This is a genomic window from Neobacillus sp. PS3-40, from assembly GCF_030915485.1.
Taxonomy (GTDB): domain Bacteria; phylum Bacillota; class Bacilli; order Bacillales; family Cytobacillaceae; genus JAUZPL01.
Window position 1 is genome coordinate 2,594,815 of the sequence record NZ_CP133266.1, and the last position, 12,641, is coordinate 2,607,455.

Here is a 12,641-nt window from a genome sequence, read left to right on the forward strand (position 1 = left end):
ACATGGTTATTTACCATTGAACCTTCTTTTTTTTGAGTAGGTTAGTTTATCTGATTTTTTCCGAAACTGGAATAAAGTCGATTTCTTTAGCCATATCTAGTTTGATGTGGTGGTCAGTGAATGTTGTGATATTGCCTTGAGCTGTTGCTCTTTTTTGAGCGATAGCTATAAAGTCAATATTTTCAACAAATCCATATTCAGTCATTCCAATTTGCTTTTCAAAATTGGAATGCAAAATCTTACAACCTCCTACAGTGTGCTTAAAAGCCAAAATATAGCGCCATATCCCGCAACTGGTAAAGCAAACTTTAAAACGGATGAAACACCTGCAGAAACTTCTATAAAGCCACTGTGAGCGAATAAAGTTTCAGATAGAGCTATAATTACCACTGCACTACTTGCAACCAAGAAAAGGGTAAATCCCATATCAGATAAAGGTAATAAACCTTTAACAGTAATAGCTGGAATAAATGAAAATATATTTGTTTGTAGAGGTGTTTTCTTTTGGATGATTGCAGCTGGCCGGCTCATGAAATCTTTAAAGGGAATAACCTCTATTTTGTTTTGAAAGATCATTATTTTTTACTCTCCTTTTTATTTAAAAATTTCTTCAAGTTCTGGAAGCAAAGGCTCATCTTTTTCTGAAAGGTAATCCTTTGCAAAAGCAATAATATTTTTAAGAGCTTCCTTCTGTTCTGCTGTGAGATTGACCATCTACAATTCCTCCTTTATTCATTTATAAAATTGATTAACTCATTCAAAAATTCTTCTTCATCTGAATCAGGATGAGCATAAACGCATTCGGCAATATACAGAGGATCACAGTCATATTTTTCAAAAAGTTGGATAAGTTTTTCCCATTCATTCATTCTTTTCACCTCTCCTTTTTTTGGAATTTGCCCGGCTCAATTTTGAGCGCCCCATAAATAATCCATTTCCTTGAGCTGTTAGTCTTTTTTGACTAACAGCTCATGACTCCGCAAACATGCATGCTCTTTTTTGAGCATATGCTTTCTAACATTTTTGTTATAAACCTGATTCTATTTCGAATTGTCTGATTTCTAAATTGTCTAATTATCAGAATTATTTTTTCTGCCCCCTCGCGCTCCCCCTCAGGCCTTCCGGCTCCGCCTCCCTCTTAACAGATTTCATTTTCTGCTAGATAGTTGGATTTCTACTTGTACAGGTGTACTCACACTACTTATTTGAAACTGTGTAGAAGGTTAAAAAGAAAATAGTTGTTATTGTGTAGTAAGTGATTTTTAAAATGAATTCTACTGTTTTGCTTTCGTGTTAATAGCCTATGACGGACTGGTTGTCCATGTTGACTAATTTTTTCACCAAATTAGGTATTTTTTTTAGTCTTTTGGGACATGACTTGACTACAAACTAATTTTGTGAGGGAGTGGAAACAGTGTTCGGATTTTTTGGAATAGGAAAAAGTAGAAGTGAGTTAGGAAAATGGCTTGATGATAGAGGAATTTCTCAAACATGGCTAGCTCAAAAATCTGGGGTAAACAGAAATACAATAAACGCTTTAACTTCTGGTGATACTGATCGAGCACCGACAACTAGAACAATCAGTAAAATTCTTAAAGCAATTCGTGAAGTTGATCCAGCTGCTAAAGTTGATGATTTTTGGAGTATGTAAAAGTGGATAAAAAAGAGGATGAGTATAGAATTATTGAAATCCCCGGGAAACATGGAAAAATCAATTTAATGGTACCAAATCGTGAACCTACAGAAGAGGAAATCAATCATCTTCATAAAGTTATCGCAGAAACGATTGTTGAAACATACAGAAGGAAAAAAAGAACATGAATTATGTAGAATTTTGTCCGAATTTGTCCGCGAGATTGTCCGCAAAAAAATTAATTTCTATTTCATGTCATTTTGTGAAAATGTTATAAATCGTTGATATATAGCTTTTTCTAAAATCCTATTTCCTTCTATTATATATGAAGATGAATGGGCGGCATGATGTAATCTGCCCCCTGAGCCCTTGATATGACTGGGTTTGTTGGTAAGGTGAGAGTGGTTTGCTAACATTTTGCTAACATTGAGGTAAATTAACGGAGGCTTCTCATGAGTTCAGCGAACTTTTGAGAGGCCTCTTTTTTCATGTCTTCTGTGACATGGAGGTAGACATTTTTTGTAATCTGGTCATCAGTGTGACCAAGCCTATCCATAATCTGTTCAAGTGAAACTCCTGCCTCGGCAAGCAGTGAAGTATGAGTGTGTCTTAAACTATGCGGAGTCAACTCTTCATTTAGGCCAGCTATTCTAAGCAGCCTTTTCATTCGGTCTCGCACATTTTTAATCACGATGGGATAACCGAACTGTCGCTCCATCTTTGCAAAGATAAAGTCTTTATTATAGTAATCATTCCCTAACCGCTTGATAACATGATTCTGAATTTCTTTGTGTTCTTTTAAAGCTTGAATAACTAATCGATCTACTACGATTTTTCGTCTAGACTTTCGGGTTTTCGGTGGGACTAATTTATACTCCAAGGCATTATTATTTGGATTGTAATAAGTCTTGGTAATGCTTATGGTGTAGTTTATAATGTCAATATCTTTCCACTTGAGAGCAACTAACTCCCCAACTCTGATTCCAGTATAGGCCAAGATTAAAAACGCCAAATAATCATGTTCCAGCCCATTTTGTTTTGCTGTATCTAAAAACAGGGCAAGTTCTTCTTTTTCAAGATAGTTTGGCACTTCCTCTTCTTCCAGTTGTTCAATCGTTTTCTTGTCTTTTTTAACGTAAGCAAATTCGGTAGGGTCTTTTTTAATTAGCTCAAGTTCTAATGCCTTTCGGAAAATCATTCGCCCTGTTCGATTGATTCCCTCCCTCGTACTATCAGATAACCCTTGATCTTTTAAATCATTGAGAGCATCTTGATACATCTTTCTTGTAATGTCTTTCAATTTCAATTGAGCAAAATAGGGTAACAATTTTCCGATTTCATGGAGTCGAACCCGAATTGTTCCGGGCTTAACATCCTTCGATTCACTGTAGATAGGAAGCCATTCTTTAGCAAAGTCGCTGAAAGTTTTGTCTGTTTCCTCTAAATAAGTCCCTTGATTTAACTCGTAAATAAGAGCATTAGCTGCTGCTTCAGCTTCTTGTTGGGTCAGAAAACCGCTTTTAGACTTCTGTTTCCTTTTTCCAGTGATTGGGTCTATCCCGACATCAACGACATATGCCCATTTTGCACTGCAAGTGCATTTTTTCTTTTTGCAAGTGCAGTTTCTTCGATAAAGATGTCCTTTCATAGGCATCCTTCCTTTCTAAAAATTATTTTGTTGCTAAAAATACATTATTACCAAGTGTAATTCCAATAATTCATTCCATTCCTTCGATACATTAATAAGGAGAGATTTTATAATGGAGAAAGTAAATGTTAAGGGGGGGAGTTTATGCGTAGTAGACTATTACTGCGCAGCAAAAGACCTTCATATTTACCCGACTTTGTGAAAGAATGTACTTAAAGTACGTGCGGGTTAGCTCGATTAAAAAAATTGAAAAGTGTTATTAGATAATAATAGTAAATTTTTAATAGGAATTTCTTCTAGTATGTTGAATGCTGTGGAGAAAGAGATACTAATAGTGATTGAAAAAATGCTGTAACATTTTCTTTTTTGCAGAAAAATTTAAAGAAAGGCAGAACGCCAATGATAGTCATTCGTCCAAAGAGATTAGCTCCATTTGTAGAAAAAATAATATGGCAAGGTAAGGGATCAAAAGAACCTTATATAGTTTATCCTGATATTTTTAATGTAATGGGTTTTCAAAACCTTGGCCATATTAATGTATTGAATGGTGATCAAAGTAAGAAACTTGAAAGTACAGGAATAACAGGTATTGATTCAGCTCCAAAAACTTTTCAGGGTACAGAGAATATTTCTTCTGTATTAGTGTTTTTTAAGCCAGAAGCTCTTTTTCAGTGGAAAAAGATTCATCCTAGAGAAGTGGCAGGAACAAGTATTGGTTTAATGGATTTTTGGATGAAAGAATCTGACTGGGAAAGAATCTTAAATATACAAGACCAAAGGCCATATCAATTTTTAGAACTAATAGAAAAAATGTTATGGAAAGAATTTAAAGCTGTAGAGACTGACCCTTGGATTTCATGGGTTGTAAATCAAATAATATCGACACATGGCTCAATTCGAATTAATGAATTAGCCCAAGATGTAGTTCTTAGCAGAAGGCAATTTGGACGAAAATTTACTGAAAAAATAGGTGTTTCTCCTAAGACATTCTCACAAATTGTACAATTTCAATATGCCATAAATTTGGCTAATACAAGAAATAAATTGGTAGATATAGCTTTTGAAGCTGGATATACTGACCAATCACACTTTATAAAAGAATTTCGAAAGCATACTGCTTCAATACCAAGTGAATTTTTTCGTTTTAATAAAGATAATGTCCCATTTTTACAAGATTAAGAAGTAACTCCAAGGTTAAAATTAGGATGTAGAATTAAGGAAATAAATGATAATTGGAGGTACTATTTATGAATGACAAGATAACAGAAAGTGAGTTTCAAGAAATTATACGCAGAAGAAGTAACGGTGTCATAGATTTCCCCCAATTCCTAGATGAATTGGTACAAAGAGGGATAAATGAATACGAAATAGAAGTTGCAACGGGGCAAGCCACATATAAAGGAGTATATTCAGAGTTTAAAACAGATTCTCAAGCAAATTTAATAATTTCAGTCAATTTTAATAAAAATAAGGTACTTGAGGCAATCACTAACATTTCTCTTCCTTTCTTAGACTTCTTACAAGAGATTGCTGAAGCAGGAATTGTCACCTATCGTGTGTTTATACAAGAAAAAAAGGTTATATACCTTGGTATTAGAGGGGAAGAAATTGAAGAACAGCTTAGAATATAAAAAAAGTAAGGTGCTATGTGATGATTTTAATAAATAGTTATGTTGATGAACTTGTTAAACTATATACCCAACATATTGATTTGGATTATGCTAACTGGTCTAAAAACTATTTGAGGAACCAGTTTGACTTTTTAGGGATTCGAACACCAATACGCCGAAAACTTACGAAACAGTTCTTTCGTGAATTTGGTGTCCCGACAAAAGAAAACCTAAAAGATATCATTCTTACATTGTGGGAACGTTCAGAAAGAGAGTATCAAAAAGCAGCCCTCGATATGCTTGAAAAAGTTAAAGTAGATCTCACCCCCGAAGATATGCCTTGGTTAAGTTCCTTATTAGTTAATAAGGCATGGTGGGATACTGTGGATGTGCTTTCCCCTCATATAATGGGGTATATGTTTACAGCCTATCCAAAACTAATTTCTCAATATGCAGATCAATGGATTTTAGCTGAGAATTTTTGGTTACAAAGGTCAGCGTTACTATATCAGCTTTATTATAAGAATAGAACCGATGAAAAGCGGTTGTTTCAATATATTCTTATTAGGGCTAATAGTGAAGAGTTTTTTGTTCAAAAAGCAATAGGATGGGTGTTGAGAGAATATGCAAAAACTAACCCCTTAGTTGTAAAAAGTTTTGTTTCTGTAAATGATTTAAAGCCACTTAGCAGACGAGAAGCGTTGAAAAATCTTTAAATTATTTAAATTATGTTAATGATATTTCAGTTATCAAGTGAAATAAGGCAGTAGAGTTGCTAGTCACCCCTTTAATTATGAGTAAAATTAAGATTGTGAATAATTATACTAAACGATAGAGGTGCGATTGTTCAAAAAGAGCAGTCGCTTTATCAGTAAAAAGGAGTTTTCGAGATGGCAGCTAGTTAGTGAAATATGCAAGGATGTGTAAAAGATTAACCTTAACAATCTCTATTTGACCTATGGGTGTCCTTATAGTTAAGAACAATAAATAAAAATCCCAAGTCATCTGCTGCACAGTACAACGATACTATTCAATAGAAAATGATATTCCGTATTTCAGGTGCGATTGCGAGGTAGACCATAATCCTAATCCCTCGGTAAAAAATAAGGAGAATTAGGCTGTTTCATTTCCAGTCCCTTGATTTTCTCTATTTGGTAAATCTGTTAATAGCAAGTGGTATATTAGCAGAACTGCTGGTGAAAAACGGAGGATATGGTGCGTTTTTTGTAGCTGTAATCATGATAGTAAGTGCTAACATTTTGCTAACGCAATCCAGTAAAAAACGGTGAATTCCCGTTAAAGATGTTACAGACATAAATTAACAAAACCTTGATTTACCGCACTTTTAACACACAGCGTGTAAGATATTACATACTCTCACCTTAGGGGCGGCATGATGTAATAACGCCCTAAAGGGAAGAATGAATTCCTTTTAATAAAGAGGCTCCTCATAATGAGGGCCTCTCTTTGTTTTTGTTCTGGAGATTGTTTTGTAAGATTCGACAGAATTCTAATTGTGCCTAACTTAATCAAACGTTTGATTAAAAATTCAAATAACCTTTAAAAATAGAGAAATTTCCCTGGATTTGAGTGAAAAAATTGACGAAATTTACTTTGGCTTTTCTTAATATGCATGTCCAGAAAATAGGTGCCTGAACCTCAAAATACTGGGGATCAGGTTTATTTCAAACATGAAACGGAACAATTCTTTTTTTTGAATAAATTCCAAAATAGGCTTTATCTATTTTTAATTACCTTAGAAGTTGGAAGGTATAAATTCATTTTGAAGGGTTTGTACACTTTAAGCTTTGCTCTGGTGGGTCGGGTTTTATGTTCCTGACCCCAACTGTATTAAAGTATTAACTCATTAGGGCCAGGCACCAATTTATAAAGTTTACCTGATTAATTCCAACCAGAATTAGATTCTAGTCGTCTCATGAACTCCTCTGCTGCACTGTATCCTTCCTTCTTCAGAAGCCAGTTATTTGCTGCAGCTTCAATTAACCCCGCCACATCACGGCCAGGTTGGAGCTGAATCTCAATATGAGGAACTCGAACGCCCATATATTCTGTATATGAAGGTTCGTGCTCCAACTCATTATTAAGGGAATCTTTCTGCCATTTTGTCAGTTCAATATCGAGATCAATCTTCGTTTCATCCTGAAACGCTTTTCTTCCATATAAGCGGACAACATTTAGCAGCCCAACACTTCGCAATGCAAGAAATTCCTTTGTTTGCTCATTATGAGTAGCGAGGATGGTTCGTGGGCTGAGTTTTTTTATCACAACGATATCATCAGCTACTAGTCTATGACCTCTGCCAATCATTGTGTGTGCTGTTTCGCTTTTGCCAACACCTGATTTTCCTCGAAGTAAGATGCCTATACCATACACACTAATACAAACCCCGTGTACTGAGATTTCCGGAGCCAATCTTTTTACCATATAAGCATCAAGTTCCGTAATAAATTCAGTAGCTGACACTTGAGGCTCGTTTGTAAGCAACAACGGGATTCCCTCTTCTATACAATACTGAGTTATATATGTTAGCCCTTTCTGTTCAGCAGTAACGATAAAACAAGGTGGATGGTACTTGACGATATTACCTATTCGCAACTGACGCTCCTCTATGCTTAACTTATGTAAATAAGTAATTTCTTTTCTTCCAAGTATTTGTACACGTTCAGTTGGAAAAAAATCAAAGTGGCCAACGAATTCCAAACCCGGACGATGACACCTTGATTGCCTAATTGGTCGTTGTAATTGATTTTCTCCAGTCAATACTTTCAATGAAAACTTTCGAACTAAATCTTCAATAGTTAAACTTTTCACTTGTATAGCACTCTCCATACTTTTAGGCTCTTCTATTCTTTAATTTACTTGTAAAAGGCTTTTTATTTCAATATCTTTTTATAAAAATAATGCTTTAATTATAAAAACTCCGAAAAAAAGCTGATAGTATTTTATAATACTTTACTCAAACTTCCCACCAAAATAAATAGGGTAGTGGTTGAGACGTATGCCCGAATTCAAATAACGCATATAAATACGCAGCACCTTCTGGTACGATACATGTATCAATCTAAGGAGGTTCTTTCTTATACCACAACAAAAACTAACGAATTACATCCTGAAAACAAAAAGTCTTTACCCTCTACTCCTAAATATGTGCTTTTTCTTCTTTCAAGAACAGCCCTTTCTGTATATGTGTCCATTCATAAAATTGATTTGTTATTTTTTATTGTATCATCAACATTTTGATAAGGCGAAAGGTGCCCTAAAGTTTAAGATTAACCCCAAACCATTGTTTTCATAATCGGATGGGTTATAGATGACTGTTGAAGAAGTCCAGGCTAGAAAAGCTGGGTAGTCGCACTCCTTATGAGTGCGTGGATTAAAATAAAAACAGTTTGCAAGAAAGATGAATACATAATGTGAAATAAAAGAGGTCTTTCATTAATAGTAGGACTGACCCCATGGTCCAATTAACTTTAAAAAAATTATTTCTAGAAAAGGATATTGACATAAAAGTTTAAAAGCATTATTATTATCTCATATTCAAGATAACTTAATTCGAGATTCTTTAAGGGAGGTGATTCGAATGGAGAGGAAATGCACGAATTTGCCCTTTCTCAACTTAATGCAAACATCTAAAGCCATTCATGAACGAATAAAGGAAGAAATAGCAAAAAATAAGCTAAGTATTACTGAATTTTCGGTTTTGGAAGTACTTTATCAAAAAGGGAAACAAACAATTCAACAAATCGGAAATTGCATATTGATTTCAAGCGGTTCGATGACCTATGTTATAGATAAGCTTGAACAAAGAGGTTTTTTGAGCCGAAATGCTTGTCCAGATGACCGCCGAGTTATACATGTGATATTAACCGATTATGGAAATGAAATGATGAATGAAATCATGCCTAAATATCATGAGTTCGTTCATCATATGTTTGATTCGTTAGATTCTGATGAGGCCGAGACATTGGTGAAGCTTTTGAAAAAGGTAAGAAATAAAGTTTAAACGTGCATTTTTTTAAACTAATATCTCGAAATCGAGATAAAAATAGGTAGGGGGATTTTAAAATGATAAATATTGGTTTATTAATTATTCGTTTGGTAATTGGCGTATTGTTCATCGGGCATGGTGCTCAAAAATTGTTTGGTTGGTTCGGTGGCTATGGTTTAAAAGGTACAGGTGGCTGGTTTGAATCCATAGGAATGAAACCAGGAGTAACCATGGCTCTTTTAGCAGGACTAGCAGAACTTTTAGGAGGAATTTTGTTCGCTTTAGGACTCTTAACTCCTTTAGCAGGAATTATAATTGCTGGAACAATGGTTATTGCTATCGTAAAAGTACATGGTCCAAACGGATTATGGGCAACATCAAATGGATATGAATATAACTTAATTTTACTTGCTGTTTCTATTGGGATTGCTTTAGTAGGTCCCGGTCAATATGCTCTAGATGCATTTTTATTTTAAAATATCTTGAATTAGAGAATTTTGACTTTAAAATTATGTAACCATGGCTTATTGCTGCTGGGACAAATAATCCCATTTGGAATCAGTAAGGTTACAATCCTTATTCGAGAATGCCAATGCTAATCAGGCACTTCATTGGGAGAATAGAGGTCACCAATTAACTGCCTAAGAAGTCGAAGTCACAGCAATTTTGTATCGAAAGGCAATAATCAACTAAATAATAGAATTACGGAGGAAGAATAGACAATGTTGTTAAAGAACGAAATCGGAGCACTTATTTTACGAGTAACATTAGGGGCATTATTTCTAATTCATGGAATTGTAAAGTTTCAAGGTGGAATTGAAAATATTGTTGGATGGTTTGAAAGTATTGGATTACCAGGGTTTATGGCATATGGAGTAGCATTGGTTGAAATCATTGGCGGCGTTGCCTTAATCATTGGATTGGCGCCGAGACTTGTATCGGCATTGTTTGCATTACTAATGATTGGAGCAACACTAAAAGTTAAACTATCAGTTGGTTTATTAGGAAACGGACAAATGGCAGGATATGAGTTAGATTTGGCATTCTTAGCAATAGCAGTTTATCTAGCAGTCAATGGAAGCAGGCTATTATCAGTTAGTCGATTGATTTTTCAAGAAGATTCAAATGAGTTTTAAAGGGCTGCTTACGGGGGCATTGTTAGATAAGAATCTAGAATAAAAACAATGGTATCTTAGATTGCGAAGAAATGTTCCTAATGTAAAGAGTGTTGAGTTGAAGATGGAGTTGAGTTGGCTACTCTTTTACAAAGGCTCTTTTCTTAAACTTTGTTGCTATTTGAAGGTAATATGGTGTGTTATATCAGTTTATCGATGAATCAGTAGGCAATTTTCAAGAAAAGAGCACGATATCATAGTAATTACGGGTTTTAGACTAGGTACGTAAAACAACAATCTGTACGAAAACAGCCTTTACAAAAGAAGGTGCAGAAATTAGTAGATGCAGTGGCTATGCAATAAGCATCCCTGTTAAAAAATTGATTTATGACAGTAAATTATAAGAATAGAGCCACCTATCCTTCAAATCTACAGCTGAAGGACAGGTGGCTTTCTGTTAATTAAAAATTCCCTATTTTTTATGAATATCTTCCGTTCCTGCATCTAATGCAGCCATATAATAGTTGCATTTATGATTTATGAGTTCCATTGTCTTATTCAGTTCTTCCAACTGTGCTTCTACAGCAGCTTTTCGCTCCAAGAACAAGTCATATCTTTGCTGCAAGGTGGAATCGCCCTCAGAACACCATGTAATGAAACCTTTAATTTCCTTAATAGGCATCCCGGTAGATTTTAGACATTGAATAATTTTTAATGCTTCAATATCGGATTCTTTAAATAATCGGGTTCCACTAGGGGTCCGTTCCACAAAAGGGATTAGTCCCTCCTTGTCGTAGTATCGTAAGGCATAGACTGTGAGATCTAATTCTTTTGCAACTTCGCTTATAGAATATGTCATCGTCATTTATCTCCTTTTTTCAATATAGATTTAGAGCTAACTCTACGTTTAGGCGAGATTTTATCATGCTGTAAGCTAATTGTCAAAGCATAACAAAATCATTTTATGTTTTGAATTATATTCTGCAAATAAACTTTTTTGCTTGACCTAGAGTTAACTATAGGGAGTATTCTAGTTTTGCAAGAGAATACTGGAGAAATCAATCAAAGTGTAGTTAAGTATCTATACCCAGTACAAGTCAATTCTCTTGAAAAATCAATTTATTTTGGAGGTTTAAACAAATGATAACAGCTAAAGCGCGAGCAGTCGACGGTCCAGACAAACCGTTTAGAGTTGCTGAAATTAAAAGACGTGACCTTGATTTACATGATGTTCTAATTGAAATTAAATATGCAGGCATATGTCATTCTGACATCCATACTGCTCACGGCGAATGGGGTCCAGTGAACTATCCGCTTGTACCTGGACACGAGATTGCGGGAATTGTCACAGATGTTGGAGCTGAGGTAACAAAGTACAAAGTCGGTGACCGAGTCGGGGTTGGTTGCATGGTTGACTCCTGTGGTGAATGTGAGAACTGCCGTAAAGGAGAGGAACAATACTGTCTAAAAGGAAATGTCCCTACCTACGCTGGTGTTGACAAATACGGTGAACCAACTCAAGGTGGTTATTCTACCCATATTGTTGTAACTGAGGGCTTTGTAGTTAGAATTCCAGATAATATTGGGCTTGACGTCGCAGCACCATTACTTTGTGCAGGCATTACGACATATTCTCCATTAAACCATTGGGGGGCTGGACCAGGTAAGAAAGTAGCTGTGGTTGGTATGGGCGGACTTGGTCATATGGCTGTCAAGATTGCACACGCCATGGGTGCAGAAGTTACCGTCCTGTCACGAACATTGAATAAAAAGGATGATGGCTTGCAATTCGGTGCAGACAACTACTATGCAACAAACGACCTAGAAACATTCGAGAAACTTGCCGGAACATTTGACTTAATTATTAACACGGTAAGTGCAAAAATTGACCTTAATGCTTATTTATCACTGTTAACTTTGGATGGTACTTTAGTAAATGTTGGTGCACCCGCAGAGCCATTGTCTTTAAATGTGTTCTCTCTTATAGGTCATCGCCGTTCATTTGCCGGTTCAATGATTGGAGGCATCCGTGAGACTCAAGAAATGTTGGAGTTCTGTGCAAAATATAACATTGTTCCTAATATTGAAGTAGTTTCGGCTGACCAAATTGATAAAGCCTATGAACGTGTCTTAGCTTCAGATGTCAAGTATCGATTCGTGATTGACATCAGTACAATGTAAGTTGTGTAAGCGATAAATCTGTAGATACTTTCAAGGATGTCCCGAGATCCAGCTTTTGGGACGTCCTTTTTTTCTTGATGATGGGAGATTGTTTTATTGGATAAACGAAATAATTTATTGATTTTCATAGTAACCATAGGAGTCTTTGGTATCTTAAATACCGAAATGGGGGTTATTGGGATATTACCTGCCATTTCTGAACACATTCATGTCAGTGTATCAAAAGCATGATGGCTGGTGAGCCTTTTTGCCCTTTGTGTTGCAATATCTGGTCTAATCTTGCCGTTATTGTTTTTGGGTATAGATCGCAAAAATGTGATGTTACTTGTACTTGGTGTTTTCGTTTTGGGGAACATTGTATCCATATCTACATCTAGCTTTATCATTCTATTAATTGCTTGGAATCCTTTCATTGATAGTAAGCTTGGTAACTATTTTACTAAGA

At 35.4% G+C, this 12,641-nt stretch carries 15 protein-coding genes and 2 pseudogenes; 11 read left to right on the plus strand and 6 right to left on the minus strand.

Annotated elements, in window-relative coordinates; translation table 11 throughout:
* Window positions 1-46: 46 nt before the first annotated feature.
* The 3 genes from RCG20_RS12750 to RCG20_RS12760 form a co-directional block, all read right to left on the minus strand.
* Entirely contained in the window at window positions 47-235 is a 189-nt protein-coding gene (locus RCG20_RS12750) for an antA/AntB antirepressor family protein (protein ID WP_374120465.1), read from the minus strand.
* A 14-nt stretch (window positions 236-249) separates the two neighbouring features.
* Window positions 250-576: a hypothetical protein gene (locus RCG20_RS12755; protein ID WP_308180508.1), complete on the minus strand. Its 327-nt coding sequence runs from the start codon at window positions 574-576 to the stop codon at window positions 250-252.
* Window positions 577-728: 152 nt separating this feature from the next.
* Window positions 729-869 (minus strand): hypothetical protein, encoded by a 141-nt coding sequence (locus RCG20_RS12760; protein WP_308180509.1) that lies wholly within the window; start codon window positions 867-869, stop codon window positions 729-731.
* Window positions 870-1,414: 545 nt separating this feature from the next.
* Here RCG20_RS12760 and RCG20_RS12765 point away from each other — a divergent pair.
* Both RCG20_RS12765 and RCG20_RS12770 read left to right on the plus strand, forming a co-directional pair.
* Window positions 1,415-1,651: a helix-turn-helix domain-containing protein gene (locus RCG20_RS12765; protein WP_308180510.1), complete on the plus strand. Its 237-nt coding sequence runs from the start codon at window positions 1,415-1,417 to the stop codon at window positions 1,649-1,651.
* Between the two features lie 2 nt (window positions 1,652-1,653).
* Window positions 1,654-1,821 carry a hypothetical protein gene (locus RCG20_RS12770; protein WP_308180511.1) on the plus strand — a complete coding sequence of 56 codons (168 nt, stop codon included), beginning with the start codon at window positions 1,654-1,656 and terminating at the stop codon, window positions 1,819-1,821.
* A gap of 248 nt (window positions 1,822-2,069) precedes the next feature.
* On the opposite strand, the gene RCG20_RS12775 is transcribed toward RCG20_RS12770, so the two are convergent.
* Window positions 2,070-3,281, minus strand: a complete 1,212-nt coding sequence (locus RCG20_RS12775) for a site-specific integrase (protein ID WP_308180512.1) — start codon at window positions 3,279-3,281, stop codon at window positions 2,070-2,072.
* A 399-nt stretch (window positions 3,282-3,680) separates the two neighbouring features.
* Here RCG20_RS12775 and RCG20_RS12780 point away from each other — a divergent pair, with 399 nt between their 5' ends.
* From RCG20_RS12780 to RCG20_RS12790, 3 genes are all read left to right on the plus strand, one after another.
* A complete protein-coding gene (locus RCG20_RS12780; protein ID WP_308180513.1) occupies window positions 3,681-4,460 on the plus strand; it encodes a helix-turn-helix domain-containing protein in 780 nt (259 codons plus the stop codon).
* 68 nt (window positions 4,461-4,528) lie between these two features.
* Window positions 4,529-4,912, plus strand: coding sequence for a DUF1398 family protein (locus RCG20_RS12785; RefSeq protein WP_308180514.1), 384 nt, complete (start codon window positions 4,529-4,531; stop codon window positions 4,910-4,912).
* Between the two features lie 20 nt (window positions 4,913-4,932).
* The gene (locus tag RCG20_RS12790) at window positions 4,933-5,607 is read left to right on the plus strand and encodes a DNA alkylation repair protein (protein WP_308180515.1); all 675 of its coding nucleotides are present in this window, start codon (window positions 4,933-4,935) and stop codon (window positions 5,605-5,607) included.
* A gap of 1,186 nt (window positions 5,608-6,793) precedes the next feature.
* Here the strand turns inward: RCG20_RS12790 and hprK are convergent.
* The gene (gene hprK / locus RCG20_RS12795; RefSeq protein ID WP_374120466.1) at window positions 6,794-7,741 is read right to left on the minus strand and encodes an HPr(Ser) kinase/phosphatase; all 948 of its coding nucleotides are present in this window, start codon (window positions 7,739-7,741) and stop codon (window positions 6,794-6,796) included.
* 751 nt (window positions 7,742-8,492) lie between these two features.
* Between hprK and RCG20_RS12800 the strand changes: the two genes are divergently transcribed.
* The 4 genes and pseudogenes from RCG20_RS12800 to RCG20_RS12815 all read left to right on the plus strand — a co-directional run bounded on the left by RCG20_RS12800 (window position 8,493) and on the right by RCG20_RS12815 (window position 10,036).
* Complete coding sequence (locus RCG20_RS12800; protein ID WP_308180516.1) at window positions 8,493-8,915, plus strand: MarR family winged helix-turn-helix transcriptional regulator; 423 nt, start codon at window positions 8,493-8,495, stop codon at window positions 8,913-8,915.
* Window positions 8,916-8,977: 62 nt separating this feature from the next.
* The gene (locus tag RCG20_RS12805) at window positions 8,978-9,376 is read left to right on the plus strand and encodes a DoxX family protein (protein WP_308180517.1); all 399 of its coding nucleotides are present in this window, start codon (window positions 8,978-8,980) and stop codon (window positions 9,374-9,376) included.
* A gap of 50 nt (window positions 9,377-9,426) precedes the next feature.
* Window positions 9,427-9,545: pseudogene (locus RCG20_RS12810) on the plus strand (carboxylesterase); the annotation flags it as partial.
* Between the two features lie 77 nt (window positions 9,546-9,622).
* Window positions 9,623-10,036, plus strand: a complete 414-nt coding sequence (locus RCG20_RS12815; RefSeq protein ID WP_308180518.1) for a DoxX family protein — start codon at window positions 9,623-9,625, stop codon at window positions 10,034-10,036.
* 451 nt (window positions 10,037-10,487) lie between these two features.
* On the opposite strand, the gene RCG20_RS12820 is transcribed toward RCG20_RS12815, so the two are convergent.
* On the minus strand, window positions 10,488-10,874 hold the full coding sequence (locus tag RCG20_RS12820; RefSeq protein ID WP_374120467.1) for a MerR family transcriptional regulator: 387 nt from the start codon (window positions 10,872-10,874) through the stop codon (window positions 10,488-10,490).
* Between the two features lie 281 nt (window positions 10,875-11,155).
* Between RCG20_RS12820 and RCG20_RS12825 the strand changes: the two genes are divergently transcribed.
* Both RCG20_RS12825 and RCG20_RS12830 read left to right on the plus strand, forming a co-directional pair.
* Window positions 11,156-12,196 carry an NAD(P)-dependent alcohol dehydrogenase gene (locus RCG20_RS12825; RefSeq protein WP_308180520.1) on the plus strand — a complete coding sequence of 347 codons (1,041 nt, stop codon included), beginning with the start codon at window positions 11,156-11,158 and terminating at the stop codon, window positions 12,194-12,196.
* 96 nt (window positions 12,197-12,292) lie between these two features.
* Window positions 12,293-12,595: pseudogene (locus tag RCG20_RS12830) on the plus strand (MFS transporter); the annotation flags it as partial.
* Between the last annotated feature and the right edge of the window lie 46 nt (window positions 12,596-12,641).

Bases quoted from the DNA above. Each gene is read 5' to 3' on its own strand.
- RCG20_RS12760 (WP_308180509.1), bottom strand. From the start codon at position 869: ATGAATGAATGGGAAAAACTTATCCAACTTTTTGAAAAATATGACTGT.
- RCG20_RS12815 (WP_308180518.1), top strand. From the start codon at position 9,623: ATGTTGTTAAAGAACGAAATCGGAGCACTTATTTTACGAGTAACATTA.
- RCG20_RS12820 (WP_374120467.1), bottom strand. From the start codon at position 10,874: ATGACATATTCTATAAGCGAAGTTGCAAAAGAATTAGATCTCACAGTC.
- RCG20_RS12790 (WP_308180515.1), top strand. From the start codon at position 4,933: ATGATTTTAATAAATAGTTATGTTGATGAACTTGTTAAACTATATACC.
- hprK (WP_374120466.1), bottom strand. From the start codon at position 7,741: ATGGAGAGTGCTATACAAGTGAAAAGTTTAACTATTGAAGATTTAGTT.
- RCG20_RS12805 (WP_308180517.1), top strand. From the start codon at position 8,978: ATGATAAATATTGGTTTATTAATTATTCGTTTGGTAATTGGCGTATTG.
- RCG20_RS12755 (WP_308180508.1), bottom strand. From the start codon at position 576: ATGATCTTTCAAAACAAAATAGAGGTTATTCCCTTTAAAGATTTCATG.
- RCG20_RS12785 (WP_308180514.1), top strand. From the start codon at position 4,529: ATGAATGACAAGATAACAGAAAGTGAGTTTCAAGAAATTATACGCAGA.
- RCG20_RS12780 (WP_308180513.1), top strand. From the start codon at position 3,681: ATGATAGTCATTCGTCCAAAGAGATTAGCTCCATTTGTAGAAAAAATA.
- RCG20_RS12775 (WP_308180512.1), bottom strand. From the start codon at position 3,281: ATGAAAGGACATCTTTATCGAAGAAACTGCACTTGCAAAAAGAAAAAA.
- RCG20_RS12825 (WP_308180520.1), top strand. From the start codon at position 11,156: ATGATAACAGCTAAAGCGCGAGCAGTCGACGGTCCAGACAAACCGTTT.
- RCG20_RS12800 (WP_308180516.1), top strand. From the start codon at position 8,493: ATGGAGAGGAAATGCACGAATTTGCCCTTTCTCAACTTAATGCAAACA.